This is a genomic window from Paraburkholderia sp. D1E, from assembly GCF_052682275.1.
In genome coordinates, this window is sequence record NZ_JBQYMB010000001.1 from 5,708,361 (window position 1) to 5,734,138 (window position 25,778).

24 protein-coding genes, 2 tRNA genes and 1 pseudogene are annotated in these 25,778 nt (G+C 61.1%); 10 read left to right on the plus strand and 17 right to left on the minus strand.

What is annotated here, in order from left to right; all coding sequences use genetic code 11:
- Nucleotides 1-40: 40 nt before the first annotated feature.
- Nucleotides 41-1,354: a phosphate regulon sensor histidine kinase PhoR gene (phoR, locus tag ACUN0E_RS25765; protein WP_408222116.1), complete on the plus strand. Its 1,314-nt coding sequence runs from the start codon at nt 41-43 to the stop codon at nt 1,352-1,354.
- A 92-nt stretch (nt 1,355-1,446) separates the two neighbouring features.
- On the opposite strand, the gene ppk1 is transcribed toward phoR, so the two are convergent.
- Entirely contained in the window at nt 1,447-3,510 is a 2,064-nt protein-coding gene (gene ppk1 / locus ACUN0E_RS25770; RefSeq protein WP_445568357.1) for a polyphosphate kinase 1, read from the minus strand.
- A 202-nt stretch (nt 3,511-3,712) separates the two neighbouring features.
- On the opposite strand from ppk1, the gene ppx reads away from it, so the two are divergent.
- Nucleotides 3,713-5,338, plus strand: coding sequence for an exopolyphosphatase (gene ppx, locus ACUN0E_RS25775; protein ID WP_445568358.1), 1,626 nt, complete (start codon nt 3,713-3,715; stop codon nt 5,336-5,338).
- Between the two features lie 112 nt (nt 5,339-5,450).
- Here ppx and ACUN0E_RS25780 read toward each other — a convergent pair whose 3' ends face one another.
- From ACUN0E_RS25780 to ACUN0E_RS25795, 4 genes are all read right to left on the minus strand, one after another.
- Complete coding sequence (locus ACUN0E_RS25780; RefSeq protein WP_445568359.1) at nt 5,451-6,263, minus strand: GNAT family N-acetyltransferase; 813 nt, start codon at nt 6,261-6,263, stop codon at nt 5,451-5,453.
- Between the two features lie 221 nt (nt 6,264-6,484).
- A complete protein-coding gene (sixA, locus tag ACUN0E_RS25785; protein ID WP_408222108.1) occupies nt 6,485-6,943 on the minus strand; it encodes a phosphohistidine phosphatase SixA in 459 nt (152 codons plus the stop codon).
- Between the two features lie 360 nt (nt 6,944-7,303).
- Nucleotides 7,304-7,380: transfer RNA gene (locus tag ACUN0E_RS25790), tRNA-Pro, on the minus strand.
- A 161-nt stretch (nt 7,381-7,541) separates the two neighbouring features.
- Entirely contained in the window at nt 7,542-7,715 is a 174-nt protein-coding gene (locus ACUN0E_RS25795) for a hypothetical protein (protein ID WP_445568360.1), read from the minus strand.
- A gap of 156 nt (nt 7,716-7,871) precedes the next feature.
- Between ACUN0E_RS25795 and ACUN0E_RS25800 the strand changes: the two genes are divergently transcribed.
- Nucleotides 7,872-8,033, plus strand: a complete 162-nt coding sequence (locus ACUN0E_RS25800; protein WP_325045249.1) for a hypothetical protein — start codon at nt 7,872-7,874, stop codon at nt 8,031-8,033.
- Nucleotides 8,034-8,297: 264 nt separating this feature from the next.
- On the opposite strand, the gene ACUN0E_RS25805 is transcribed toward ACUN0E_RS25800, so the two are convergent.
- Nucleotides 8,298-9,680, minus strand: a complete 1,383-nt coding sequence (locus tag ACUN0E_RS25805) for an MATE family efflux transporter (protein ID WP_445568361.1) — start codon at nt 9,678-9,680, stop codon at nt 8,298-8,300.
- Entirely contained in the window at nt 9,677-9,985 is a 309-nt protein-coding gene (locus tag ACUN0E_RS25810; RefSeq protein ID WP_408222103.1) for a DUF2288 domain-containing protein, read from the minus strand. The genes ACUN0E_RS25805 and ACUN0E_RS25810 overlap by 4 nt, the downstream gene beginning before the upstream one ends.
- Before the next feature lie 108 nt (nt 9,986-10,093).
- Between ACUN0E_RS25810 and ACUN0E_RS25815 the strand changes: the two genes are divergently transcribed.
- Both ACUN0E_RS25815 and ACUN0E_RS25820 read left to right on the plus strand, forming a co-directional pair.
- Nucleotides 10,094-10,834: a pentapeptide repeat-containing protein gene (locus tag ACUN0E_RS25815; protein ID WP_408519756.1), complete on the plus strand. Its 741-nt coding sequence runs from the start codon at nt 10,094-10,096 to the stop codon at nt 10,832-10,834.
- Between the two features lie 674 nt (nt 10,835-11,508).
- Nucleotides 11,509-11,634 carry a hypothetical protein gene (locus ACUN0E_RS25820; RefSeq protein WP_445568362.1) on the plus strand — a complete coding sequence of 42 codons (126 nt, stop codon included), beginning with the start codon at nt 11,509-11,511 and terminating at the stop codon, nt 11,632-11,634.
- Nucleotides 11,635-11,683: 49 nt separating this feature from the next.
- On the opposite strand, the gene ACUN0E_RS25825 is transcribed toward ACUN0E_RS25820, so the two are convergent.
- The 3 genes from ACUN0E_RS25825 to ACUN0E_RS25835 form a co-directional block, all read right to left on the minus strand.
- Nucleotides 11,684-12,010 (minus strand): hypothetical protein, encoded by a 327-nt coding sequence (locus ACUN0E_RS25825; RefSeq protein ID WP_408222099.1) that lies wholly within the window; start codon nt 12,008-12,010, stop codon nt 11,684-11,686.
- A 168-nt stretch (nt 12,011-12,178) separates the two neighbouring features.
- The gene (locus tag ACUN0E_RS25830) at nt 12,179-12,904 is read right to left on the minus strand and encodes a peptidoglycan DD-metalloendopeptidase family protein (protein WP_408222097.1); all 726 of its coding nucleotides are present in this window, start codon (nt 12,902-12,904) and stop codon (nt 12,179-12,181) included.
- A 183-nt stretch (nt 12,905-13,087) separates the two neighbouring features.
- Nucleotides 13,088-13,996 carry an aldose epimerase family protein gene (locus ACUN0E_RS25835; RefSeq protein ID WP_408222095.1) on the minus strand — a complete coding sequence of 303 codons (909 nt, stop codon included), beginning with the start codon at nt 13,994-13,996 and terminating at the stop codon, nt 13,088-13,090.
- Nucleotides 13,997-14,664: 668 nt separating this feature from the next.
- Between ACUN0E_RS25835 and ACUN0E_RS25840 the strand changes: the two genes are divergently transcribed.
- Nucleotides 14,665-15,495 (plus strand): undecaprenyl-diphosphate phosphatase, encoded by an 831-nt coding sequence (locus ACUN0E_RS25840; protein ID WP_408222093.1) that lies wholly within the window; start codon nt 14,665-14,667, stop codon nt 15,493-15,495.
- Nucleotides 15,496-15,802: 307 nt separating this feature from the next.
- Nucleotides 15,803-15,879, plus strand: a tRNA-Arg gene (locus tag ACUN0E_RS25845).
- Nucleotides 15,880-16,512: 633 nt separating this feature from the next.
- On the opposite strand, the gene ACUN0E_RS25850 is transcribed toward ACUN0E_RS25845, so the two are convergent.
- Nucleotides 16,513-17,451 carry an AraC family transcriptional regulator gene (locus ACUN0E_RS25850; RefSeq protein WP_445568363.1) on the minus strand — a complete coding sequence of 313 codons (939 nt, stop codon included), beginning with the start codon at nt 17,449-17,451 and terminating at the stop codon, nt 16,513-16,515.
- A gap of 107 nt (nt 17,452-17,558) precedes the next feature.
- Between ACUN0E_RS25850 and ACUN0E_RS25855 the strand changes: the two genes are divergently transcribed.
- The gene (locus ACUN0E_RS25855; protein ID WP_408341181.1) at nt 17,559-18,392 is read left to right on the plus strand and encodes an SDR family oxidoreductase; all 834 of its coding nucleotides are present in this window, start codon (nt 17,559-17,561) and stop codon (nt 18,390-18,392) included.
- 278 nt (nt 18,393-18,670) lie between these two features.
- Here ACUN0E_RS25855 and ACUN0E_RS25860 read toward each other — a convergent pair whose 3' ends face one another.
- From ACUN0E_RS25860 to ACUN0E_RS25875, 4 genes are all read right to left on the minus strand, one after another.
- Entirely contained in the window at nt 18,671-19,051 is a 381-nt protein-coding gene (locus tag ACUN0E_RS25860) for a hypothetical protein (protein ID WP_445568364.1), read from the minus strand.
- A 126-nt stretch (nt 19,052-19,177) separates the two neighbouring features.
- Entirely contained in the window at nt 19,178-19,927 is a 750-nt protein-coding gene (locus ACUN0E_RS25865) for an SDR family NAD(P)-dependent oxidoreductase (RefSeq protein ID WP_445568365.1), read from the minus strand.
- Nucleotides 19,928-19,963: 36 nt separating this feature from the next.
- The gene (locus ACUN0E_RS25870; protein WP_445568366.1) at nt 19,964-20,827 is read right to left on the minus strand and encodes an alpha/beta fold hydrolase; all 864 of its coding nucleotides are present in this window, start codon (nt 20,825-20,827) and stop codon (nt 19,964-19,966) included.
- 89 nt (nt 20,828-20,916) lie between these two features.
- Entirely contained in the window at nt 20,917-21,663 is a 747-nt protein-coding gene (locus tag ACUN0E_RS25875; RefSeq protein ID WP_408242154.1) for an SDR family NAD(P)-dependent oxidoreductase, read from the minus strand.
- A gap of 171 nt (nt 21,664-21,834) precedes the next feature.
- Here ACUN0E_RS25875 and ACUN0E_RS25880 point away from each other — a divergent pair, with 171 nt between their 5' ends.
- Both ACUN0E_RS25880 and ACUN0E_RS25885 read left to right on the plus strand, forming a co-directional pair.
- Nucleotides 21,835-22,719 (plus strand): LysR family transcriptional regulator, encoded by an 885-nt coding sequence (locus ACUN0E_RS25880; RefSeq protein ID WP_408242152.1) that lies wholly within the window; start codon nt 21,835-21,837, stop codon nt 22,717-22,719.
- Between the two features lie 140 nt (nt 22,720-22,859).
- Nucleotides 22,860-23,353: pseudogene (locus tag ACUN0E_RS25885) on the plus strand (transposase); the annotation flags it as partial.
- A 95-nt stretch (nt 23,354-23,448) separates the two neighbouring features.
- Here ACUN0E_RS25885 and ACUN0E_RS25890 read toward each other — a convergent pair.
- Entirely contained in the window at nt 23,449-23,832 is a 384-nt protein-coding gene (locus tag ACUN0E_RS25890) for a DUF427 domain-containing protein (RefSeq protein ID WP_445568367.1), read from the minus strand.
- Nucleotides 23,833-24,162: 330 nt separating this feature from the next.
- The gene (locus tag ACUN0E_RS25895) at nt 24,163-25,743 is read right to left on the minus strand and encodes an acid phosphatase (protein ID WP_445568368.1); all 1,581 of its coding nucleotides are present in this window, start codon (nt 25,741-25,743) and stop codon (nt 24,163-24,165) included.
- Between the last annotated feature and the right edge of the window lie 35 nt (nt 25,744-25,778).

Genomic DNA, 25,778 nt, shown 5'->3' on the forward strand with positions numbered 1-25,778 from the left:
CGGTAGCACCTTTCTCTTCGATCGCTGGATTCGCTAGAACATGAACATCATCTGGGCGCGCTCCATCGTGTCGGTCGTGCTGCTGGCTGTTCTGTGCGTGGTGGTCGGCGCACTCCTGAACGTCAAGGCAGGGCTGGTCCTCGCGATTGTCTTGCTGCTCGCGCAGAGCTTCATCAGTACCTTCCACAAGCAGCGTTTGTGGCGCTTGCTCGACGCGCCGGTCTATGGTGAAGTGCCGAGCGCCCCCGGCATCTGGGGCGAAATCTATTACCGTCTGCATAAGCTTGCAAAGCGCTGGCATGCGCAGGTGCGTCAGGTTGAGCAGCAGCATTCGCGTTTCATTCAGGCAATTCAGGCCTCGCCGAACGGCGTGGCGATGCTCGACGATCACGATCAGATCGAGTGGTGCAATGCGATCTCCGAACTCCATTTCGGGCTCGATGCGAAACGCGATCTGCGCCAGCACATCACGCATCTGGTGCGTCAGCCGGATTTCGTGCGCTATCTGAATTCGCATCGCTACGAAGAGATGCTGATCATGCGCGGCATGGGCGACAAGCGCCAGAACGTGCTGTCGGTGCAGGTGTTTCCGTACGGCGAAAATCGCAAGCTGGTGCTGTCGCAAGACATCACCGAACTGGAGCGTACCGACGCGATGCGGCGCGACTTCGTCGCCAACGTGTCGCATGAACTGAAAACGCCGCTCACGGTGCTCTCCGGTTTCCTGGAGACGATGCGAGAGCTGCCGCTAGGCGAAGCCGAGCGTGCGCGCTACCTCGAACTGATGGAGCAGCAGGCCTCGCGGATGCGTCATATCGTCAACGACTTGCTGGTGCTCGCGAAGCTTGAAGGTGACAACAAGCCGCCGAGCGATCAGATGATCGACATGCGCGCGGTGCTGCGGCATCTGAAGGACGACGCCCAAAGCCTGTCGAGCGATCATCACAAGATCGTGTTCGACGCCGACGAAGGGCTGACCGTCACCGGCGTGGAAACGGAACTCCTCAGTGCGCTTGGCAACCTCGTGACCAATGCGATCCGTTACACGCCGGACGGCGGTGCAATCGCGGTGACCTGGCACGCCAACGGCGGCAGTGCGGTTTTTTCGGTCACGGACAGCGGCCTGGGGATTCCGGCTGCGGACATTCCGCGTTTGACCGAGCGTTTCTATCGCGTCGACCGCAGCCGCTCGCGCGATACGGGCGGGACGGGCCTCGGCCTCGCTATCGTCAAGCATGTGCTGCAACGGCACGATGCGCAGCTCGACGTGAAGAGCGAGGAGGGACGTGGCAGCACGTTCACCGTGCGCTTCCCGGTGTATCGCACGGCGCGTCGGCAACCGGCACCGGCCTGAGAATAGCGGCCTGAAAAAAAGCCCGCCTGTAACAAGGCGGGCTTTTTTCATGCGTACCGCCGCTTCAGCGGTACGCAAACACAATCACGAACTCACGAACAGAATTTCCCCAGCAGGCTCATCTGCGCATTGCGCGAGGATTTCCCCGGTCGCCGGCGGCGATAGTGGCCGTCACTTTGCATCAGCCACGCGGCCTGGTTGTCGCCGAGAAACGCTGACAGGCCTTCGGCAATCACACGCCGCTTCAGGCGGCGGTTGTTGATCGGGAACGCCACTTCAACACGGCGGAAGAAGTTACGATCCATCCAGTCGGCGCTCGACAGATACACCTGTTCCTTGCCGCCGTCGTAGAAGTAGTAAATGCGATGGTGCTCGAGGAAACGCCCGACAATCGAGCGCACCGTGATGTTCTCCGACAAACCCGGCACGCCCGGCTGCAACGCGCACACGCCACGCACGATCAGATCGATCTTCACGCCGGCCTGCGATGCTTCGTACAACTCGGCAATCACCGTGGGTTCGAGCAGCGCGTTCATCTTCGCGACGATGCGCGCCTTTTGTCCGGCACGCGCGTGATCTGCTTCCGCGCGAATCGCATCGATCAGTTTCGGATGCAGCGTGAACGGCGACTGCCATAGCTCATGCAGCCTCAGTTCACCGCCGATGCCGGTCAGTTGCTGGAACACGTGGTGTACGTCTTCACAGATTTTCTGATCGGCGGTCATCAGGCCGAAGTCGGTATAGAGCCGCGCGGTGCGCGGATGATAGTTACCGGTGCCCAGGTGCACGTAACGCTTGAGCGTGGTCTTGCCGCCCGACGACACACGCCGCACGATCAACATCATCTTCGCGTGGCACTTATGACCCACCACGCCGTACACGACGTGCGCGCCCACCGCTTCAAGCTGTGATGCCCAGTTAATGTTGGTTTCTTCGTCGAAACGCGCGAGCAGTTCGACCACCACCGTCACTTCCTTGCCGTTGCGTGCCGCTTGCATCAGCGCGTCCATCAGCGGGGAGTCGGTGCCGGTGCGATAGATGGTCTGCTTGATGGCCATCACGTTCGGGTCTTTAGCTGCCTGCAGCAGCAACTCGAGCACCGGTTGAAAGCTCTCATAAGGATGATGCAGCAGCACGTCGCCCTGATCGATCACGTCGAACATGCTGATGCTGTTGGCGATCTGCTGCGGAATCGCGGGAATATGCGGCACGAATTTCAGGTCGGGCCGGTCTACCATCTCAGGCAACTGCATCAGCCGTACCAGATTGACGGGGCCGTCGGCGAAATAGCAATCCTTGGTGGTCAGGCTGCTTTCGTCCAGCAGGCGACGCACGACATGCGCGGGCGTTTCCGCCGACACTTCGAGCCGCACCGCATTGCCCAGATGCCGCGCCGGTAATTCGCCCTGCAACGCGACACGCAGATTGGTGATTTCGTCTTCGTCGACGAACAATTCGCTATTGCGCGTGATGCGGAACTGATTGCAGGTGCGCACCACCAGATTCGGGAACAGCTCGCCGACAAAGCGCTGCAGCAACGAGCTCAGCAGCACGAAACCATGCGGATAGCCCGACAGATCCTGCGGCATGCGCACGAGCCGGGGCAATGCGCGCGGCGCCTGCACGATGCCCATCATCGCCTGACGGCCGAACGCGTCCTTGCCTTCGAGCTCAACGACAAAGTTCAGGCTCTTGTTGAGCACGCGCGGAAACGGGTGAGCCGGATCGAGGCCGATCGGCGTGAGCACCGGCAGCAGTTCGTCGAAGAAGTAATTGCGCGCCCATTCGGTCTGCGCTTCGTTCCATGCTTCAGTGCCGTGAAAATAGATGCCTTCTGCTTCGAGCGCGGTGAGCACCGTGTCGTGCAGCATGGTGTACTGGCGATGCACGAGCCTCTGCGCGCGCTCGACCACGAGGTCGTACACGTGCTGGAGCGACATGCCGTCCGGAGACAGCGCGCCCGGGTTGTCGCGCATCTGCTCCTGAAGTCCGGCCATGCGGACTTCGAAGAATTCGTCGAGATTGCTACTGGTGATGCAGATGAAACGCAAGCGTTCGAGCAAAGGGACGGCTGGGTCGGCAGCTTGTGCCAACACACGCTCGTTGAAACCCAGAATGCCCAGCTCGCGATTCAATAAGGGGTAGCGGATGGACATCGGCAGCGAGAATGGAATTTCAGGAAGGGAGACGAAAAGACGCTCGGAAATTCTCACAGTATGATGACGTTGTTATGACATTCTCAATGTTATAAATTCTACGCCGTATTCGTTGCGTGTCGTCATTATGACGCAGTGCATATGGGACCATAGGGCACCCCCATTACCGCGAGGCGACATCGTGAGGTCCGGTACGCTTAAAATGGCGTCTTTGAACAGCGCGGCCGGCCATAAGGCGCCCAAGGTGCCCGGTGGGCATCCGGCACCTTCCGCATCCAACGCCGCCGCGCACGCGCGCATGGAGTCCGCTTACCCGATGGTCAATACGCCACAACTCCTTGCTGCCGTCGACCTTGGCTCGAATAGCTTCCGGCTGATCGTGGGCCGGGTCGAGGAAACCGATGCGGGCAGCCAGATCTATCAGGTCGACGCATTGCGCGAGTCGGTGCGTCTTGCCGCCGGTCTGTCGCGCGACAAGATGCTGGATCGCGCCTCGCAGGTGCGCGGCTGGGACGCGCTCAAGCGCTTTGGCGAGCGGCTGCGCGACTTTCATCCCGATCACGTTCGTGCCGTTGCCACCAACACGCTGCGTATCGCCAAGAACGCGAGCGAGTTCCTCGGTGAGGCGCAAGCCGCGCTCGGCTTTCCAATCGAAGTGATTGCCGGGCGTGAAGAAGCCCGTCTGATTTATGCAGGGGCGGCCCACTCCGTGCCCGCGAGTGCGGGCAAGCGCCTCGTGGTGGACATCGGCGGTGGCTCGACGGAATTCATCATCGGTTCGCACTACACGCCCATCAAGATGGAGAGCCTGTATATCGGCTGCGTGAGCCATAGCCGCGCATTCTTCCCGGCGGGCAATGTCGACGAATACACGATGCGGCAGGCCGAACTCGCCGCGGGCCGCGAAATTCAGATCATTTCCGCCGAGTATAAGAAAACCGGTTGGGAACAGGCCATCGGCTCGTCCGGCACTGCGCGGGCGCTCGCCGAGCTGGTCGAGGCAAACGGCTTCAACGATCCGGGCATCACGCACGGCATCTCGCGCGGCGGGCTGGAGCGCCTCAAGCGCGCGCTGATCAAGGCGGAGAACGTCAATCGTCTGAAACTGGTCGCGTTGAAGGGCGATCGCATTCCGGTGCTGGCTGGCGGGTTGTCGATCATGATCGCGGTGTTCGACGAACTCGGCGTCGATTACGTCGATACGACAGACGGCGCGCTGCGCCTCGGGGTGCTCTACGACTTGCTGGGCCGTTCGCAGCACGAGGATATGCGCACGGTGACGGTGGAAGGCTTCATGCGCCGTTATGGCGTGGATCGCGCGCAGGCGGGGCGTATCGGTGAACTCGCGGTGCGCTTTTACGACCAGTTTGCCGAGCCGGATCAGGAGCGTCGCGTCGAGAACCGCATGTTCCTCGGCTGGGCGGCGGCCTTGCATGAAATCGGGCTGTCGATTTCTCATAGCGCCTATCACAAGCATTCGGCCTATATCGCCAGCAACGCCGACATGCCGGGCTTTTCGCGCACCGACCAGGCGCGGCTCGCCGCGCTGGTGCTCGGCCACGCGGGGAAACTCGGCAAGCTGTCGCAAACGCGCGAAGTGGAATGGCCATTGTTGTTCTGTCTGCGGCTCGCGGCGCTTTTGTGCCGCCGGCGTGCGGATGTCGGCTTGCCGGGTATCGCGGTCGCGCAGGTCAACGGCGGTTATGAAGTGCGTTTGCCGAACGAGTGGGTGGCGAACAATCCCTTGACCGACTACAGCTTGACCCAGGAGGCTGCGGAGTGGGAGAAGGTTGGCATCCCTTATCGCGTGGTCTACACCGACGATTGAGCGTCATGCGGTGTAAATGAAAAAGCCCGGCGGAACGGCCGGGCTTTTTTTATGCGCATCGTCGTCGACTGAATTAGCCGGACGGTTTGCGCGCCGAGCCGAGCCGTGCCGCTTAGCGCGGCGATGCGTCGCCGAGGAAGTGCCGTGCGTAACGCGCGTTGATATCCGTCAGACGCAACAGCGTCAGAAAGTCCGCCGTATTGAAGTCGGGATCCCAGGCCGGTGCGCCGCAAATCTTCGCGCCGAGGCGCAGGTAGCCCTTGACCAGCGGCGGCGGTGCGACCTCGGCGCCGGTTTGCAATTCTTCGACCGGCAACGGCGTGTGCGGGAACGCGCGATATTCCGGTGTCGTCAGCGCGTTGTCGCGCAGCGAGCAGTAAAGATTCGCCGCATAGTGGCCGCCATCGACCATCGCGACGCTCGCGCAGCCGAGCATCGTCTCGTAGCCGTTATGCTTCATGTATGCGGCGAGCCCTGCCCACAGCGACATGATCACCGAGCCGCTGCGGTAGTCCGGGTGCACGCACGAACGGCCCACTTCGACCATCTTCGCGCGCAGATGCGTGAGACGCGACACGTCGAATTCGCTTTCGGCATACAGGCGTCCGATACGGGCGGCCTGGTGGGGCGGCAGCGCGCGATAGGTGCCGACCACCTTCAGCGTGTCGAGATCGCGCACCACCACGTGATCGCAGTATGAATCGAACGAATCGACGTCGAGGCCGGCTGGGCCTGTCAGACGAGCACCCATTTCATCAGCGAATACACGGTAGCGCAGACGCTGGGCCTCGCGCAGTTCCTCGTCGGTGCGTGCCCACGTAACTTGCAGGCGATGCTGGGCGGTGACCGTCTCTTCGGCGCGCGGCAGGCGACGCGTTTCGAAGATCGAAGCCAGGGGCAGGGTGGGCGTCGGCAGTTCTCGCATGTGGCGTCCTGGTCGAAAAAAGGGAGATTTCTTTTTTCGCCAATGTAGTAACGCCTGGTGACGCTCGCATGGCAAAGCCATGACGATTGGATGACGGCCCGTAAGCTGCGTGCGCGCGGCTTGTAATGTCGTGGGTCGGGGCGGCCCGTGTGTTGTTTCTGTGCGACCGTGGCGACTTGCGGGCCTTGGGGCCGCTTTGATCGCCAGGCGGCGCAGCCGGTTCAGATCAGATCGGGGGTCATTGCCGCGCGCAGCACGGCCTGGTCGTCACCGTGGCGTTCACGGCTTTCGATCCACCACAGGCCGGCTTTCTTGAGCGGCCAACTCGCTTCACTGTTGCCAAGCAGACGCGCCGCAACGTGGCCGAGCGTCGGTTGATGGCCGACGATCACCACGGTCTGTGCAATGCCTGCTGACCAACCGGCGGCCTTGAGCACATCGTCCGCGCTGGCGTTGGGCGCGAGTTCGCGCACCACGCGATACTGGTCGCTCAAGGTTTCGGCGGTCTGAATGGTGCGCACTGCGGGGCTCGCGAGGATCACTGCGTCGTCAGGCAGGCGGGTGCGCAGCCACTTGGCGACGTTTTGCGCCTGTTTGCGGCCTCGCGTGGTGAGCGCGCGGGCGAGATCGCTGGCGGCGAATTCTTCAGCTTCGGCGTGACGCCAGAGGATCAGATTCATGCGTGTCTCCTTGACTCCGGTTGCGGCGTAGAAAGCAGCGCCGGGTTTTCAATCACTGTCGCATGCGGGCTCGTTAGGGCGCAAGGCGGCGGCGCGGGCGGATGGTATAAGCGCCGGATTATGTCGGTACACGTTGGTATGTGGGTTGGCGTATATGTCGAGGCGAAACGTATTGAGCGCTCGCGCAATTTTCACGCGGCTTTTACGTGGTTTTCATCGAGTCAGCACGTGATCTGTATGAAACCCATCGCGCCATAGGCCTGAGTTTGCATCAGTCCGCGCGGACCCCCGAGCGCCTGCCGCCCAAAAAGCAAAAACCCGCGAAGCCGAAGGCGACGCGGGTTTCGTATTGCTTTTTCGTGGTCGGAGCGAAAGGATTCGAACCTTCGACCCTCTGATCCCAAATCAGATGCGCTACCAGGCTGCGCTACGCTCCGACGAATCCGAGATTCTACGTGGCATTGGGTGCCAGAGTCAATCACGAATTGCGTCGGGGTGAAAAAAGGTCTCGGGCGCCGGTAGCGGGCCGCAAAAAGTTGCGCCGCGGTGTGCGTTCGTTCGGGATGTGCACAAGCGCACGCGCGGCCGGTTTATCCCCTCAGTGCCGGCGACGCATCCAGCGTGGCATGTGCTGGTGTGTGACCCAGTGATGCAGCATGCCTTCGCCGTCGTGTTCGCGCTTGTAGGTTCTCGATTCGAAAATCGACAGGGCGAGCAGCACGAGCAGACCTATTGCAAGTCCGATCAGACCTGCGATCGATTCAGCGTCCATGGCAGTCCTCCTATGACACGCAGTCATGCCTTTATAGTAGGTCACGCGTAACAAAATGGGAGGAGGGAGACTGCCAGGCGCGACGTCGTCAAATACGAATTGCAGGTAGACTCTCGGCGCTTTGTTGCCGTTATTGTCATTCTGTCTCGAGAGTCTATGAACCGCGTTTTGTTGATTGCGTTGATGCTGGCTGCCGGGCTCGCCGGCTGTGCCAACGACCCTTCCGGGCATCATGGCGGTCCGCCGCCGAAAGATCCCGTCGATTACCACGGCGTGCCCACCGACGACCGGCCGCCCGTCATCGCGCCCACGCTTTGACCGCTTGCCGGGAATGAAAGCGAAGGCCCGGCGCGGGCACGCCGGGCCTTCTGACCCGCGCAGACTGTTCGCGCGGAAAGCGCGGGCTGCGTTTATTCTAGGACGAGGTGTACGCGTGATATGTGTGCGCTTGTTTCAAGCCGTAACTGCATGTGGCGTTGCAGGAATGAGCGCATAGCGCGTCGTTCATGTACAGCGCAGCAAGCCGCGCACGTTCGTAAGACAAAAACACACGGCGCATGCATGGCGGATGCCGAACAAGGGCTAGGCGCCCGCCATGCCACGCACCACGCCCGGCAAAAAGCGCGCGAGCGTGACACCGCGAGCGGCCATGAAGATCAGCATCGCGGCCCACAAGCCATGATTGCCGTACAGCGCAAGCAAGGCCCACGACGCCGCGATGAATACCGCAAACGACACCATCATCGACGTCATCAATTCATGCGTGCGAGTGGCGCCGATAAACACGCCGTCGAGAAGAAAACCCCACACGGAGATCACCGGCAAGAGCGCGGCCCACGGCAGATAAGTTTCGGCCGTGGCGCGCACCGCGGCCTGATTGGTCAGGCCTTCGATGATCCACGAGCCCGCACCCCAGTACACCAGCGAGAAGCCCAGCGCGCCGAGCGCGGACCACAGCGACGTCACCTTGATGGCCTGCGCGAAAGCGTGGCGGTCGCGCGCACCGATCGCCGCGCCAACCAACGCTTCTGCAGCGTGCGCGAAACCGTCGAGTCCGTAGGCCATGAAGGTCTGAAAATTGAGCAGCAGCGCGTTGGCGGCAAGCGTGGCGTCACCTTGCCTCGCGCCAAGATGCGCGAACCAGCCGAACGACGACAGCAGACAGAGCGTGCGCACGAAGATATCGCGGTTCAGCACCACCAGACGCTTCAGCGCAGTTGCGTCGAAGAGGGTGGAGCGGTTCAGCGCGGGCAAACCGCGTGGCCTGCCATGCCACAACAACGCGGCGCCGAGCACGAAGCCGAGTGCGTCGGCCGTGGCCGTGGCTGCACCGATTCCGGCCACACCCCAATCGAATACGTACACATACAGCAGCACGGCCGCGATGTTCACGCCGTTGATGAACACTTGTGAGAGCAGCGCGAGTCGTACCTTCTGCGTGCCAAGCAGCCAGCCGAGCACTACGTAGTTGCCGAGCGCGAGCGGCGCGGCCCAGATGCGTGCGTGACAGTAGATCTGCGCGTTGTGCTGTACCGCGTCGCTGCCGCCGATCAAGCGCAACGCGTAGCCGATCAGCGGCACTTGTAGCAGAAGCACCGCTGCGCCGATCGCCGCCGCGAGCATCAACGCGCGTACGACGTTGTTGCGCAACTCCGCGTGATCCCCCGCGCCGTGCGCTTGCGCGACGAGGCCCGTGGTGCCCATGCGCAGGAAGCCGAAGCCCCAGAACACGAAATTGAAGAACAGGCCGCCGAGCGCCACGCCACCGAGATAGGAGGCGCCGTCCAGATGGCCGGCGACGGCGGTGTCGACTGCGCCGAGAATCGGCTGTGTGAGATTGGCGAGGACGATTGGAAACGCCAGCGTGAGCACCCGGCGGTGCCAGCGCACAGGAACGGCCGCCGTTGTCGCGGCCGCGCCGCCCCTCACAGGTACTTCTTTCGGCGCATCCGCGCTGCCGCTCAATTGCGTTCCTGCACGCACACCCATGGCGAGACGACTACCGCCCACAGATCCGGATCGCGCTCGGCGAAATCGGCGGCGGTTTCCGCCTGCACGCGTTCGACGAGGCCGGAAGACAGCCATTGCGTGACCTGTGTGGTGTCGTCGCTGGCGATGGCCTCGGCGACGCTTACCAGATCGATGTCGCGCGCGACGCGCAGCAAAATACCGCGGGCGAAAAAGCGTTCGAGTTCGGCCCAGCCGATTTTGGCGGTTTCGGCAAGCAGCTTGGCGTACAGCGGGCTATGAGTGGCGTCGTTGGAAGTCATCGTAAGCGGGTTCTGACGGGGCCGTTACTATAAACCATTGGCGCGGACCGCCAGGGCGGGGCGCGTTCCGGTACGCTTAGTGTCTTTCGAAATTCATTCTGAACCTTCATGTCACTGGATTCAACGGCGCCGGCAACAGGCGCGCAAGCTCATGTGGTAACCGGAGCCACCCTCACGCGCACGGATCTGGAGCGCCTCCTTGCGGCGAATGGTGCGGCAAACAAGGCGGGCAATAAAGAACCGCTGCACTTCACCGACTGCGATTTCGAAGGCGCCGATCTATCGCGACTCGATCTGCGCGGCGCCGAATTTCATCGTTGCACGATCGTTGAAACCTCGTTTTTCGGCGCGACGTTGTCGCATACCCGCTGGGTCCGTTGTCGCGGCCGCGAGGCGGATTTCGCGTCGGCTGATCTGGTCGACGCGGCGTTTCAGTCGAGCGATCTGAACAACACCAGTTGGCGGCGCGCCAAGCTTGCCTCGGCGTCGTTTCACAGCTGCAAGCTGACCGGCGCCAATTTCGAAGCATGCACGTCGCTCGGTTTAAGCTTCGTCGAAACCTTGCTGGTGGGCGCGCATTTGCGCGGTCTGTCGTTTCGTAAGGCCACGCTCCAGCAACTCGATTTCTCCGATGCCGATCTGGCCGGGGTCGACTTCCGCGAGGCGATTTTCGATGGCGGCAGTCTGAAGGATGCGCATCTGAAAGGCGCGCGCTTTGACGGTGCGGACCTGCGCGAGGCTGATTTGAGCGGCGTGCGGCTCGTCGATGCGGCGCTTTTCAAAGGCGCGACGATTTCGCATCAGCAGGCGGCGGTGCTCGTGACCGAACTCGGGTTGCGAGTCATGTGATCGTGTTTTCTAGCTGGCCGATTTTTAACCATTCGGCCAGCTTGAACGAATGGCTGCATCTGCTTATCATCCGATTTATCGATTAATTAAAAACAGCCGATTTGCGACTTCGCAATTTGTCGGTTGATTTGAAGATTTTTAATGTATTCGCCATTCGCGAATTTGTTGTGAAGAAACACGTTGTCTATGCGCGTCGCTCATTATTTGCTAGTGCGTCGATATGGTGCGTTGGCGCACTAAAGGTTCGCAATGCGTAAAGCGTCAAAATCATACCGGACGCGGCTAGCGGAAATCCGCCAGAGGGCTTTTGTCAGTCTTTTTCGGTGACGCGAGGTAGATGTTTGATTCATAAGGTCTTGTGAGCGACTCATGGGATTATGGGCTCGCCGTTTCCGTGGTATGTCGTCCGGAGCAGATAAGATAATTACCCCGTTTATTCCCGGTATTTTCCTTCACGTAATGCGGATTCCGTGCGCCGCGTCACATTATCTGCACAATTAATAGATTGCGCTTGTAAAAGCGGGTTGTTAGATTCAGTTCTGGCGCATGGTGAACCGGTCCTTTGCCGATATGCGCCGAACCCCCGTTAGCCCGGCCTCGTGCCGGGCTTTTTTTCTTCCCGGTCATTGCCGATTCCATCCTGAGTCATTGCGGTTTCACACGTGGCGCGGATCATGAAAAGTTACTTTTTCTTACCGCCGGTCATGACCTGGTTGATCATTTTCCTCGGCATCTGTCCGATTGCGCTCCGCGTGCTGTTCGCCTTCGCCGCACGTGTCGATCCGCGCTCCGGACGCTGACGCCGCCGCTAATTCGAGCCGCGCTGTGCCTTGCATTGCTACGTTACCTTCACTGCTTGCAGCGAATCACCATCGACCGGTTCTTCACATTCGCACCGAAAATCCCACCGACCGAGCCGCCCGAGGTGGCGCCGTTGTCGACGTCCTTCGAAACGACGTCGTAGCCATAGTTGCCGCAGACTTCGCCGGCGCGCTTGTAGCACTCGGCCCAACTGGAGCTGGCGTCACTGCCGCTGCAATTGATGGCAAAGCCCGTGTCGCCGCTCGGCAGGTAAGTCATCGTAGTGGTGCTCGAGCAGCCGCTGAGGCTGCCGAGCGTAAGCAGGCCGAGGCCGATCGCCGCGGCCGTCGCGACGGACGCAATTGCGCTCTTCATTGCAGATTCCTTACAGATGACGGGGGAAGACGTGGCGCGAGGCCACGTCATGCATAGGATTGAGCGTTTTATAGCACGCCCGGTTCCCTCGACTGCACTTGCAGGGCGCGTGCCTGATCGCGGGAAGCGGGCGCAGAAGCAACGGCCCAACTCACTCTCGGAAGACCGCTAGCGCGGCGGCAGCGCCCGCGATGGGTCGATTGAGCGGCCCTGATAACGCAGTTCGAAGTGCAGCATGACGCGATCGGTGTCGGTGTCGCCCATTTCGGCGATCTTTTCACCGCGGGCGACCGACTGACCTTCTTTCACGAGCAGCACGCGGTTGTGTGCGTAGGCAGTCAGGTAATCGGCATTGTGCTTGATGATCAGCAGGTTGCCGTAACCGCGCAAGCCGTTACCCGCGTAGACCACTGTGCCGGGCGCGGCGGCGACCACCGGGGTGCCCGCCGCCGCGGAAATATCGACACCCTTCGAATTGGAGCCGTCGAAGCGCCGGATCACCGTGCCGTCAGCCGGCCACACCAGCGAGATCGTCGAAGCCGGCGCGGACGTCGGCGCGCTATCGGCCGGAGCCGAACGCGGCGCGGCCGAAGCGCTCGCGCTTCCTGAGCCGCTGCTGCGTATTGCGCCACTTGCGGACCCGCCCGCAGCGCCATTACCTGGCGGCGTGACGCGCAGCACCTGCCCGACCTCGATGCTGTCAGGGTTGGTCAGATTGTTCCAGCGCACGATGCTTTGCACCGACGCCCGGTTGCTGCGCGCGATTTTCGATAGCGTATCGCCCCGTTCGACGCGGTAAAAGCCTGGGCCCACCGGAGCGGACCCGCAGGCGGCAAGCACCGCCAGCAAAGACGCGCAGGCGAGCCGTTTCATCATTCTTGTTGGGTTAAGCATTGGACCTCGCAAAGCGCTGCCACGCGCCGATCCCGATCACGTGGCAGGTAGATGCAAAGCGTCCGATTCTAACGGTTTTGCGCTGCAGCATCCGAAAAACGGACGCAGAGGAGGATACGAACGACGGGAACGCGGCGAAAAGCCGCGTGCCCCATCACGTCGCGACGAGCGGAAAACCTGCAATTAGCGCAGCTTGCTGACTCCGATACGCAGTGCAGCCGTCTCGGTTTGTCCCGGTTCGAGCCAACGCAATCCCATGCCGTTGTGAATCGCGTCCGGCAGACCCAGCCATGGTTCGACGCAGTAGAAGTCCGAGTCCGCGGCCTCGGTCCATGTCGTTACCGCGTACCAGGGCACCGAGTCCGGCCGTTGCAGATCGATCGTGATGAGCCGGTTAAGTCCCGGCGCGACGAGGCGCACGGGTTGGTCCGGTGCACCGGCGAGACAATGGAAGCGATCGTGAATACGCGCCTCGTCGAGCGTGTAGCGCGCCGCGCCTGGCTCGAACGGGCTGATCGAGCCGTCGTCCTGCTGATAGCACCGTTCGGTGCGGGGCAGTTCCAGCGAGGTTTCGGCGCGCTGCGTGTGCGGCAGCGTGAAATAGAAGTGATGACCGGCGTAGTAAGGCAGCCGCGTGTCGCCCGTGTTGGCGGTGCTCAGCGTGACTTCCAGCGTATGCGTATCGATCAGCCGGTACGCCGCTTCGAAGCGGAAGCCGAACGGATAGCCGACGCGAGTCGCGTCGCTGTCGGTGAGGATCATGCGCAGGCCGGCGCCGTGCACGTCGGCGTGGACTGCGAAGGGCAGGTCGCGCGCAAAACCATGCATCGGCAATTCGCGTACCGTGCCCTGTGCGTCACGCCAGTAGCCGATTTTGCCGTCAACGCGATGCCGGCCGAGAAACGGAAACAACAGCGGGTTGCCGCCGCGGATCCTGGCGGGCTGGCTCCAGTCGGCATTCTCGGGCCAATGAATCACCTCTTCGCCGTCGATGATCCACGACAGAAGACGGCCACCGGCTTGCGGCGCGAAACGGAGCACAGAGGTGTCCTGGGCGATCTCGAGAATGTCCTGTTGCGGGGAGAGGGGCATGGTCGATGGGCTGGTTGGTAAAGGGGTTGGAATGTGAATTCGAGCGTGAGAGTGTGATTCAGATGCGAGCTACGCGTGAGTCGAGCGCGGCTCGAACGCGGGCTGAGAACGGTTGAACGCGCCACATGACAACTCGCGAGAGAACGATTTTGCGCTGCTTTGCGCTACGGGGAAACCCTTCTGGGGAAATTGCGGGTGTCGGAGAAGCACTATCTTTACCGATAATCCACGGACTGCCCGGTCACTTCAAAGACCGGGCGAGATCGGCTCAGGAGGCTTTATGGATCTCGCAATGGCAATGGGTGTGGCGCTGTTCGGCATGTTCGCGGTAAGCACGGTCTACTTCTTCTACAAGCTCGAGCGTTAATCCGGTCATCTGCTTCACCATCTGCTGGGCCGTCAACGCGGACCTGGCATGAGCCTCGCGCTTCCAGCGCACCGAATCCTCAACCAGGATGACAGGGCAGCTGCCGGCGGCGCTCTGTTTCTTTTTCTGCGGCGTAACAACGGTTTCCAGTTGTGACGCAGCGCGTCAATATTTCCCCAAATGCGGTTCAAACGCTTGGCGCTGACTTTGCAGCCAGGCATAATCGGTGCGCTTTTGACGCGCCGTGTACTTTCTATTGCGGCGCGCTGTTCCCCGACATTTTCCTTACAAGGACCGCCGCGTGAACCTGTCGTTTCTGATTTTCCTGAGCGTGCTGCAAGGCGTCACCGAATTGTTCCCGGTCAGCAGCCTCGGCCATACGCTGCTCGTGCCCGCATTGTTCGGTATGCATATCGACAAGCATGCGCCCCAGTTGCTGCCGTTCCTCGTCGCATTGCACCTCGGTACGGCGTTCGCGCTGCTGTGGTACTTCCGCAAGCGCTGGTGTGCGCTGGTGCGCGGCTTCTTCGCTTCGTTCGGCGGCCGTCGCAATGACGACGCGCACATGATGTGGGCGCTCATCATCGGCACGATTCCGGCGGGTCTCGTCGGGCTGATCCTTGAGAAACGGCTCGAGCGAATTTTCCACGATCTGCGCATCGTTGCGATTGCGTTGATCGTGAACGGCGTGCTGCTGTGGTTCGGCGATCGTCTGCAGCGCTCGCGCGCGCATCAGCCGCCGGAGAAGCTGACCTTCCGCCAGGCGTTTTTCGTCGGTCTCGCGCAGATCGGCGCATTGATTCCGGGCTTTTCGCGCAGCGGTCTGACAATGATCGCCGGCAATGCGGCCGGTCTCACGACTGAGAAGGCCGCGGAGTTTTCGTTCCTGCTCGGCACGCCGATTATCTTCGCGGCCGGCGTGCTCGAATTGCCGAAACTGTTCCATGCGCCGGGCCAACTCGCCGATGCATTGCTCGGCGGTGTGTTGACGGCAATCGCCGCCTATCTCAGCGTGCGTTTTCTGATGCGCTATTTCGAAGGCCGCGGACGTCTGGCTTCATTCGGCGTGTACTGCGTGATCGCGGGAATCCTGTTCCTCGGCTGGTTTATGTTGCATCCGCAGCCGGTCTGATTGCGTTCGTTATGCCCGCTACTGCCCGTTAAGTGCCGACAGGCGATGGCGGGTTAGAGGTGATCGGTTATAATCCGGGCCCGACTCAACCTGTCGGGCCCGTTTTGTTTTGTGGCGAGGCGGGTCGACTGCAGATCGGTGTTGCCGCGCGGAGGATCAGATTTCCAAGCCCCGCCCGGTCAGTTAGAATTTCGGTATCCCACGAACCCTGCGGCAGTGATATTGCGCAGGTTCCAATGCCCGATATGGGTTCTCATTGCGGGCGATGCATGTTGTACACATTCGTGTAGCATCGCCTCACGTCAATACGGCAGTAGCTCAGCTGGATAGAGCATCGGCCTTCTAAGCCGAGGGTGGGGGGTTCGAGTCCCTCCTGCCGTACCAATAAATTCAAAGGGTTATAGCGCAATTTTCTGCGTCTGTTTTGCGTGTCTGCGACATGTGTAACCACTATGTAACCTGATTTGATCAACGCGCGATCGTCCGCTTGCGAGAAGTGCGATGGACTGGTTCGGGTCGATCTGAGTCGGTCGTCGTCGGGCTTAGTGCGGCCATGAAGCGTCACTAATCGGAAAGCTCGCCCGGACATTCAAGTGTCAGCGGCGCACCCCAAAGCGGCTATCCAATCGAGATCTCAAGTTGCGGTGTCTGACTGCCGTTAAGCCGGGTTGGCTTTGGCATTTGCTGCGCGCAGATGGCGTTGGCATGGTGATTGGCGAGTCAGGTACAAGATTTCAAGAAAGGAACCCCACCCGATCAATCCGCGGACTGACCGTTCGCGGAAGACTCGTACCGGCCGAAGCATGGCTTAATTCTTGGCTGGGTGAGCGTTTCGCCGCGGAGCTCCCAGCAGGCCGAATGGTAAATGCTCATCGACTGTGCTTTCCCGCTACGGTGGCATGTCTGGAGTTTTTCGGAAGCAGCCGTTTAGCGGGCAGCTATGCGAACGGCCGGAGTGGGTCAGAGGGCGGACGGTCGGCTCACGTCATCAGATGGTTGACGATCGCTGGTTGCTGCTTAGGGCCGCCGTCCCCCTGCGGGTGTGCGACGCCTTTCGGCATATCGTGCAGGCGAACATCCGACGATGCGACTGAAGGCTGTACTGAATGCGCTTGTCGATCCATAGCCGATCGCCGTAGCAATTTCGACTAATGGACGATTGGTGAAGCGCAACGCGTCTTTTGCCAATGCCATTCGCCAGTTCAACACATAGTCGATAGGTGTTGTTCCAATCACTCGCGTAAATCGATCAGCGAAGGCGGAACGCGACATTCCGGCGGACGCAGCCAACAATGCAACGGTCCATTGCCTCCCACTGTCCGCATGAACTTCGCGCAATGCAATCGCAAGCTGTTCATCGGCAAGGCCGGCCAGCAAACCGGGCTTTGTGGTTCCCTCTCCATCAAGGACGGCACTCTGGGATCGCAGCGCTTCTACAAGCATGATTTCCAGAAGACGGCTGAGGATAAACGTGCGTCCTGGGCGCGAGCATGATGCTTCCCGGTCGATCAGTTCGACGATGCCGCGCAAAGTGGAAGCCGAGGTGTTGGCATGACCGATGTGTATGACCGGTGACATGAGCCCGTTCAGCAAATCCGCGTTGGCCGTGGCAAAGGAAAAGTGACCTCCGATGATCCGGGTCGTCTCCACACCGCATCCAAACGACACCAGTGAATCCGACGAATGCCGAAGTGCATCAAATTCGACGGGCGTCCCAGTTTCGCCTTTAGTCAGCATCCACGCGGGAGGGGCGGGCATCAACAGGAAGTCACCTGCTTCCATAAGCGCAGACGGAAACCCTTTTGCTTCAAACCGGCAAGTGCCCGATATGAAGAGACCGAATACGACGTGGCTGTCCGCCGGGAAGCGAAGTGCCCAATCTCCCCCTCCCTCGAAATGTTTGAGGCCAAGCGCTTCCGGTCGCAGAAGGGTGATCAGTTGTGTAAGGGGTTCCATTCTGGACGATAACTAAAAAACTATGGAGCCTTACTTATAGACCGTCCAATTAGTGCCGTCTACAGTCCCGATGTGGCAATTGATCAACACAGAGAACGGGAAATAATATGGCGCAGACAGTTTTAATAACGGGTTGCTCATCCGGGTTTGGCAAAGCGACGGTGCAAGCATTTCTGACAGCCGGCTGGAACGTCGTCGCGACAATGCGTGACCCCTCCTGCTGGCTGGGTCAGGAGACCTCTTCAAACCTTTTGGTCGTCCCGCTCGATGTGCGACGCGTCGCAACGATCGCGTCGGCGATCAGCCGTGCGATCGAGCACTTCGGCCGCATCGACTGCCTTGTCAATAATGCGGGACTCGCGTTGTTTTCCGTGTTTGAAGCCACGCCGATGGACGTTGTTCGTGACTTGTTCGAAACGAATGTCTTCGGCTACATGCAGACAATGCAAGCCGTCATCCCGCATTTCCGGGGTCTCGGCCAGGGGAGAATCATAAATGTCAGTTCTGGCTCCGCAATCCTGCCCGAACCACTGATGTCGGCGTACAGCGCGAGCAAGTGCGCGGTCGAGGGACTGACGGAATCGCTGCAGTATGAATTGCAGTCGCAAAACATCCTGGTCAAGTTGATAGAACCAGGCTTTGTGCCAGGAACGAGTCTGGTGCGCAAGACGGTCGAGCAGGCAGCGACGATCTCAGTACCGGTCGCCTATCAAACGCTCGTTGACCAGACTATGAACATGTACATGCAATCGTCAAAGCTGCAATTGGCATCTGAAAACGACGTGGCGCAAGCCATCCTTGATGCGGCGACAGACGAGGCGGGGCAGCTACGTTACGTCGTGGGCGAAGATGCGAAAGAGTCATCCAGGATGCGGCGCGAAACATCGGAAAACCTATACACATCGTGGGCGAGAGAGAAGTTTCAGGTGAGGCCGCGGTGACGCTGGCGGGGGGCGATGTCCGTCGCGGGATCGTCGGTTGAGTGACCGTTTCCGAGAATTCCGAAGGTCTCTTCGGGGGCCATCAAGAGTCGTTGGCGACCGGCCCGTTCCCGGTTTGTCATTTGATTCGCTGAAGTGCGATACCTCTCTCCTGGTCGGCAGCGCCCACGGTTTGCATGACGTAAGCCAGCAAGCCACCGTAAGTTTCGCAATAAACCCGGCAAACAGGCTGATGGGTTCACACAAGTCCACCTACACGAGCAAAGCTATTTGACTGCTCACTCGCCGGACGAGCGTTGACCGTGGCCACGCAGCTCAGCCAGCAGCGCCGCGATGGCCAAGACCAGGGCCGCAATGCCGAGTTCCTCGGCCGTGTGCTGAACATTTCCCGTCGCCGTCAGGCGATAGCCGGCGAGGATGACCGGCACGCCCATGGAGAAGTAGGAGACGATGAACAGGATGGAGAGAACCCCAGCACGCGCCTCTTGCGCCAGCAGTGCCGCGACACTGCGGATGGATCCTTGGAATCCCGTGCCATAGCCGATCCCGAGCAAGGCCGTGCTGATCATGAAGGTGGCCAGCGAGGTTTGCTTTATGCCAATGGCCGACACGAGCAAACCGACGAGCAACGCAACCGAGCTCGTCTTGAGCATCTTCAAAGGCTGAGCCTTCTGTATCGCCAGTACCGAAGCTGCCGGTTCGCTGGCAGACCAGGCGACCCACTTTGGCTCATGGAATTGGACATGATGAGCTCTTATGAGAGGGCTTGACGGGGCGCTTACGGCTCAGAGCTTTGAGCCGCCATCCACGCGTAAGGTGTCGCCACTGATCCAGCGCGCTTGATCCGAGGCCAGGAAGGCGACGGCGCCGGCGATGTCCTCGGGCTGGGCCAGGCGTTGCAGCGCTTGCATGCCCAGCGCCATGGCCTGACCGGCGTCGGTCCTGGTGAAGTTGGACATGTCGGTCTCGACCACGCCAGGCGCTACCGCATTGACACGGATGCCCTTGGCGCCCAGAGCCGAGGCCCAGTGCTTGACCAGGGTGTCGATGGCACCCTTCGTCGCCGCGTAGGCAGACAGCGCGCCCACCGAGGCGTGTGCCGCGAGCGATGACAGCAGAATCACACTGCTGCCTTTGCACAGCGCGGGCAGAAGTTGCTGCACCAGGAAGAAAGGCGCGCGCACATTGACGGCGAAGAGCGCGTCGAAGTCCTCGACCGTGGTGTCTTCGATCGACGCGGCCCTGGAGATGCCCGCATTGGCCACCAGCACGTCCAGGCGTCCGCCGATGATGGCGCGGACCTGTTGGGCCAGTTGGTGCGGGCCGTTCGGCTTGCTCAGGTCGGCGCCAATTTTTTCGGCCTTGCCACCGGCGCGGCGGATCTCATCGACCACGTCTGCCGCCTCCTTCTCGCCGCTGCTGTAGTGGATCAGGACCTGGGCACCGGCATCGGCCAAGGCCAAAGCGGTGGCGCGGCCGATACCGCGGGAAGCGCCCGTAACGAGGGCGGTCTTGCCTGTGAGCGAGTTCGTCATGATTAATGGTTCGTGAATGGTACTGTTGGCTGCCGCTCAGGCGCTTGCGCTGCCTTCGGACAGGAACTGGTTGACGTGGGCGACGAAGCGCTCCGGGTACTGGTACTGCGAGCCGTGATTCGCGTCCGGGTACAGGATCAGTTGGGCGTTCGGCAGGTGGCGCTGCAGGATGGACGAGTTGCTCGTGTAGATGATCACGTCGTTGTCGCCATTGATGACCAGCGTGGGCTGGGCGATCGCCTTCAGGTAGTCGAAGGGGTTCTCGCGTGGTGCGCCCCACTTGCCCAAGGCTTCGATCTGCGCCGGGGCCACCTTGTCGTTGACCTCGGGGTCGCGGCCTTCAACACGGTGGCGGAAGCGCTGCAAGAAAGCGCGACCGGCGGCCTGGCTGGCGGCGGAGGGCGTGAAGAACACGCGCAGCCACAGATGGTCGGGCTCGGCATAGTTGGCGCCGAAGATGTCTTGCGCTTCCGGCGTCAAGGTCGCCATGCCTTCGCCGCTGCGCGGACCGGTGCCCACCAGGACCAGGCGGCGAACTCGCGCAGGTTCGGCCAGCGCAATCTCCTGGGCCACCAGACCACCGAGCGAGAAACCCAGCACGTCGATCTGCGCCAATCCCAGCGCCTTGACGAAGCCCGCGGCGTTGGCAGCCATGCCTTCGATCGAGGTCGGCACCTCGCCGCTGCTGCTGGCGATGCCGGCGTTATTGAAGAGGATCACTTCGCGTTCTTGGGCCAGGCCATCGGTCACCGTCGGATCCCAGTGATCCATGGTGCCGGTGAAATGCATATTGAGCAGCAAAGGCACGCCGCCGGTCTTGCCGAAGCGGCGGTAGGCGAAGCGGACGCCATTGGCCTCGACGTATTGAGTCGGGGCAGTTTGGTGGGTATCGTGATTCATGGAATGATTTCCTGTTTTTTGGCAAAGCAAGGCCCGCCCCCATGGCTCGGGGCACTGCGGCCAGGGTGATGAGTTGGTGTCGGGTCTTGTCAGCCAGCGGTCTTGCCGCCGTCAACAGTGACGATCTGCCCGGTCACAAAAGCGGCGCCTTCGGAAGCAAGGAAGAGCACGGCGGCCGCGATGTCGGCCGGCTTGCCTACCCGACCCAGCGGTACACCGGAGGCCAGCGCGGCCTTGTTCTCTGGCGTGCCGGTGAAGCGGTCCAGCATGTCCGTGTCGGTCGGGCCTGGCGCGACCGCGTTGACACGCACGCCCGAAGCGGCCACCTCCAGCGCTGCCGACCTGGTGAAGCCTTCGACCGCATGCTTGCTGCCGGCGTACACCGACGCATAGGCCGCACCCTCGTGGCCGTAAGTTGAGGAAATGTTGATGATGCTGCCACGCTTCTGAGCGGTCATCACGCGCAGCTCATGCTTCATGCTCAGCAAGGTGCCTAGCACATTGGTATCGAAGGTGGCGGCGTAGCTGTCGGCCGTCTGGTTGACGATCAGGCCTGGTTGGCCTTCCGTGCCGGCATTGTTGACGGCAACGTCAATGCGACCGAATCGGACAACGGCCTGGTCCACCAACGCACGCACCTCTTCGTCGTGCCGCACATCGGCCTGGATGAAGAGGGCTTGCGCACCGAGTTGATGCAATTCAGCCTCCAAGGCTTTGCCCTCGGTGGCGCGGCGGCCGGAGATGACGAGGTGGGCTCCGCTGTTGGCAAAAGCCAAGGCAGTCGCGCGGCCAATGCCGGTCAGGGCGCCGGTGATGAGGATAACGGGTTGGCTCATGATTTTTTCCTTCAGGTATGACTTGTGGCGTATGAAGCGAGGGGCTGCTTCCTTGTGTCAGAGCGATATTCCCCGCCATGGAGGACAATTTAGGGGTTCATGATCTGAAAGAAAAAGACTTTGTAAGCTGGTGGGCATGCTTGCGAAGCATGGAAACTGATGGAGACTCGATTGGAACTGAGACACCTGCGCTACTTCATTGCCGTGGCCGAGACCGGCAGCCTGACCGTGGCGGCCGAGCAAAGGCTGCACACGTCACAGCCGTCGCTGAGCCGGCAGATCCGCGACCTGGAGGACCAGGTGGGCGCGGAACTGCTGACGCGTAGCGCCCGCGGTGTCGAACTGACGGCGGCCGGCAAGGCCTTCATCGACCATGCGCGTCTGGCGCTGAGCCAGGTGGATGCGGCCGTGGAAGCGGCACGCCGGGCGGCGCAGCCCAGCAAGCAGCGTTTTGCGCTGGGCTTCCTGACTGGGCAGGAGATGAGCTGGCTGCCCAAGGCGATGCATTTGTTGAGAGACCAGTTGCCCAACATCGACGTCACCGTCTCCAGTGACTACTCGCCGGACCTTGCCGATGCCTTGGCGCGCGGCCGGCTGGACCTGGCATTCCTGCGTGCAGAGCCTGGCTTCGATCTGGACTACACCACGGTGGCGCAGGAGCCTTTCGTGGTGCTGATGCCCAGCGACCATGCGCTGGCATCGCATGAATCCATCCGTCCGCAGGAGCTGGTGGGGCAATCCTTCGTGGCCATGGCCAACAAGGCCCGCGTGCTGCGAACTGTGGTCGATGCCTATCTGGAGCGCGAGGGTGTTGTGCTGACGCCGACGCAGGGCGTGGACAACCCGGCGATGGTGATGTCGCTGGTGGCTTCAACACGCGGCCTGGCCCTGATGCCGGCTTACTTGAAGAACCTGCTGCCCTGGTCGGTGGTGAGCCGGCCGCTCGCAGGAGAAGTGCCGACCGTTGATCTGGTGCTGGGCTATAGCCGCACCAACACATCACCCATCCTTAAGCTCTTTTTGTCGCGGCTCGGCGAGTTGGTCGAAGACCGCTAAGAGCGTCGAATTTCAAAGTACGTCGGACTGGTTTGGGTCGAACTGAACCGCTCATCGTCCGGCTGAGTTCGGCCCAGAGCGTGTCAAAACGCATTTTTGGAGCGCTACAATTCTTCATCCTATAGCGGGGGATGAGCGAGATGAAGCGGTTCGTTCAAGGCGACAGTCGTACTCAGAGCTTTCTCCTCCCCGAAGCACTTGACGGCTACGTAACGGACACCAATCCCGTGCGCGTAGTTGATGTCTTTGTAGACGAGCTTGATCTTCAGAAGCTCGGCTTTGAAGGCGTCGAACCAGCGTTGACTGGTCGGCCGTCGTATCACCCATCCGTGATGCTCAAGATCTACTACGGTTACCTGAACCGTATTCAATCCAGCCGTTGCCTTGAACGCGAGGCCCAGCGCAACGTCGAACTGATGTGGCTCACGGGTCGCCTGGCGCCTGACTTCAAGACCATCGCGCGGTTTCTAAGGACAACGGCAAGGCCATTCGCAGTGTATGCCGTCAGTTTGTCATGCTCTGTCAGCGTCTCGACCTGTTCTCCGATGCATTGGTCGCAATCGACGGCAGCAAGTTCAAGGCGGTGAACCATCGGGACCGCAACTTCACCAGCGCCAAGCTCGAACGACGCATGCGCGCGGAGGGTGGGGGGCGAGTCCCTCCTGCCGTACTTCAAATGCCTGGCGCCGCGCACCGAAGCCTCACCGCTGCGATGCGCGCTTGAGCCGTTTACTCTGCCGGCTGTACGTCGATGGAATCGACCCGGTTCGGATAGAACGCCAGATGCTGGGCGATCTCTTTCACGGCTGCGTAGGGCGACTCGTAGGTCCAGACCGCATTCACTGTCCGCTCGCCGCCAATTGGAATGCTGTAATACGCGCAATCGCCCTTGTACGGGCAGTAGGTTGCGTGATCGGTGCGTTCCAGCAGCGTCATCTCGACGTCATTGCGCGGGATGTAATACACCGCCGGATACGACGCCTCGCGCAGCACCAGCGCATTGCGTGTATCCGCGACCACGCGGCCGGCTACCTTGACCACCACGCGGGCTGTGTCCGGCTCGACCGTGATCGGATGATCGGGGCCGGGGACCTTGATGATTTTTTCAGTCATGCTGTCGAACTCCTGGATGAGTGGGCAAGCCTGCAACACGTCGCTAAGGGTTTCGAGCCGCCATCGGCGGGAATGATCGCGCCCTGCGTCGAAGCATACGCCGGTCATGAAAACGCAGTGTGTCGCCGCCTGGGTCTTTCACGCGTTTCGTGTGTCGTCGGTTAGCGCGTGCGACGAACACAAAAAAGGGCAGCCGAAGCTGCCCCGTCAAGGTCCCGCCATCAGGCGGACTGTTGCTTACTGGCATTCCCGGTCCGCAGAACTATCGCGGACCGGTGAGCGTTGAGCGTCTGATGCCGTCCGCTCATCGCTAAAGGCATTGCCCGGCGCTTACTGTTTGATGTTCAGCGCGGCCGTCAGGTCGCCCATCGGCTTGCTGCCATTGCTGACCAGCGCAACATCGCGCGTGGCGATGCCTGGCAGCGTCGGCAGCGAGAAGCGGTGCGTGATGAAGCGCAGAATCGACGTCGTGTCGTACTGCGTGTGATCGACGAAACCCTTCTTCGCATACGGCGAGATGATCAGCGCCGGAATCCGCGTGCCCGGCCCCCAACGATCGGCCTTCGGCGGCGCCACGTGGTCCCAGAAGCCGCCGTTTTCGTCGTACGTCACGACCACCAGCATGTTGTTCCACTGCGGGCTTTTTTGCAGATGCGAGATCAGGTCGGCGATGTGCTGGTCACCTGAAGCGACGTCGGTGTAACCCGCGTGCTCGTTCAGGTTGCCCTGCGGTTTGTAGAACGACACCTGCGGCAGTGTGCCGGTATCGATCGCCTTGATGAACTCGGAGCCTGCCAGACCGCCGTCGAGCAGATGCTGCGAACGGTTCGCGGAGCCCGGTGCGAGATCGGCGAAGTAGTTGAACGGCTGGTGATGCGGCTGGAAGTTCGGCGCCGTCAGATTCGCGCCGTAGATCACGTTCGACGTGCCGGTTTGCGCCGCCGACACTGCCGCGCCCCACGCGCCGCCGTACCACGCCCACGACACCTTCGCGTTGTTCAGCAGATCGCCGATATGCTGTTGCGTCTGGGCCGGCAGCGTGGTGGCCTGGGTCGGATCGGCGAGATTCGCGTCGCCGCCCGAAGCCGCCTTGTTGCCGCTCGGCTGATACGGCGGCTGCATCGTGTTGATCGCGTAGAAGTCTGGCGTCAGGTTGCCCGAGAGCACATATTTCGGCGGCCCGCTCAACGCCGAAGCCGGCGAGTTGGTCGCAAGCTTCAGCGTGACACCGTCGCTTTCAACCGAAGAGATCGAGGCCGCGGCCGGGCTCTTGTCCGCATTCGGATAAGTCGGCGTGCACGCGCAAACCAGCCACTGGTGATTCAGGAACGAGCCACCGAACGCGCCCATGAAGAAGTTGTCGGCCAGCGTATATTGCTGGGCGATCTTCCACAACGGCAGCTTGTCGGCATTAAGCGTGTAGTGACCCATCACGAGGCCGCCGGAATCCGCCCACGCGGCGAACTTGTCGTTCTTGCCGCCATTGATCTGCATCTGGTTTTCATAGAAGCGGTGATACAGATCGCGCGTGGTGGCCGTGATCGGCGTGTTGAAACCCTTCGGGTCGTCGATGGCGAACGGGCTGTTCGGCAGGTTGGCCGTCATCGCCTGCGTCACCACGGGCGTCACGCCGGTTTGCGTCAGACCGTTCCACACTTGCGGCAATGTTGCAAGCGCCGTGCCGTTGCGGTCGACCTGCGTGGCACCCGCCGCCGTCACGTTCTGCAGACCGTTGGCGCCCGGGAAGTTGCCGTACAGATTGTCGAAGCTGCGATTCTCCGCGTAGATCACCACGACCGTCTTGATCGAGGTGATATCCGGCTGCTGGGTGACATTGTCGCCGCCGCACGCATACAGACTCAACGCTGCTGCGATCGCGATAGGCGTCGCGCAGATCAGTTTTTTGTTCATTTGGTATGTGTTCTCTCTCTCGCGTTGGGGACGGG

Coding starts and splice junctions, on each gene's coding strand:
- phoR (WP_408222116.1), top strand. CDS start 41: ATGAACATCATCTGGGCGCGCTCCATCGTGTCGGTCGTGCTGCTGGCT.
- ppk1 (WP_445568357.1), bottom strand. CDS start 3,510: ATGTCCATCCGCTACCCCTTATTGAATCGCGAGCTGGGCATTCTGGGT.
- ppx (WP_445568358.1), top strand. CDS start 3,713: ATGGCGTCTTTGAACAGCGCGGCCGGCCATAAGGCGCCCAAGGTGCCC.
- ACUN0E_RS25780 (WP_445568359.1), bottom strand. CDS start 6,263: ATGCGAGAACTGCCGACGCCCACCCTGCCCCTGGCTTCGATCTTCGAA.
- sixA (WP_408222108.1), bottom strand. CDS start 6,943: ATGAATCTGATCCTCTGGCGTCACGCCGAAGCTGAAGAATTCGCCGCC.
- ACUN0E_RS25795 (WP_445568360.1), bottom strand. CDS start 7,715: ATGGACGCTGAATCGATCGCAGGTCTGATCGGACTTGCAATAGGTCTG.
- ACUN0E_RS25800 (WP_325045249.1), top strand. CDS start 7,872: ATGAACCGCGTTTTGTTGATTGCGTTGATGCTGGCTGCCGGGCTCGCC.
- ACUN0E_RS25810 (WP_408222103.1), bottom strand. CDS start 9,985: ATGACTTCCAACGACGCCACTCATAGCCCGCTGTACGCCAAGCTGCTT.
- ACUN0E_RS25815 (WP_408519756.1), top strand. CDS start 10,094: ATGTCACTGGATTCAACGGCGCCGGCAACAGGCGCGCAAGCTCATGTG.
- ACUN0E_RS25820 (WP_445568362.1), top strand. CDS start 11,509: ATGAAAAGTTACTTTTTCTTACCGCCGGTCATGACCTGGTTGATCATT.
- ACUN0E_RS25825 (WP_408222099.1), bottom strand. CDS start 12,010: ATGAAGAGCGCAATTGCGTCCGTCGCGACGGCCGCGGCGATCGGCCTC.
- ACUN0E_RS25830 (WP_408222097.1), bottom strand. CDS start 12,904: ATGCTTAACCCAACAAGAATGATGAAACGGCTCGCCTGCGCGTCTTTG.
- ACUN0E_RS25835 (WP_408222095.1), bottom strand. CDS start 13,996: ATGCCCCTCTCCCCGCAACAGGACATTCTCGAGATCGCCCAGGACACC.
- ACUN0E_RS25850 (WP_445568363.1), bottom strand. CDS start 17,451: ATGGAACCCCTTACACAACTGATCACCCTTCTGCGACCGGAAGCGCTT.
- ACUN0E_RS25855 (WP_408341181.1), top strand. CDS start 17,559: ATGGCGCAGACAGTTTTAATAACGGGTTGCTCATCCGGGTTTGGCAAA.
- ACUN0E_RS25865 (WP_445568365.1), bottom strand. CDS start 19,927: ATGACGAACTCGCTCACAGGCAAGACCGCCCTCGTTACGGGCGCTTCC.
- ACUN0E_RS25870 (WP_445568366.1), bottom strand. CDS start 20,827: ATGAATCACGATACCCACCAAACTGCCCCGACTCAATACGTCGAGGCC.
- ACUN0E_RS25875 (WP_408242154.1), bottom strand. CDS start 21,663: ATGAGCCAACCCGTTATCCTCATCACCGGCGCCCTGACCGGCATTGGC.
- ACUN0E_RS25890 (WP_445568367.1), bottom strand. CDS start 23,832: ATGACTGAAAAAATCATCAAGGTCCCCGGCCCCGATCATCCGATCACG.
- ACUN0E_RS25895 (WP_445568368.1), bottom strand. CDS start 25,743: ATGAACAAAAAACTGATCTGCGCGACGCCTATCGCGATCGCAGCAGCG.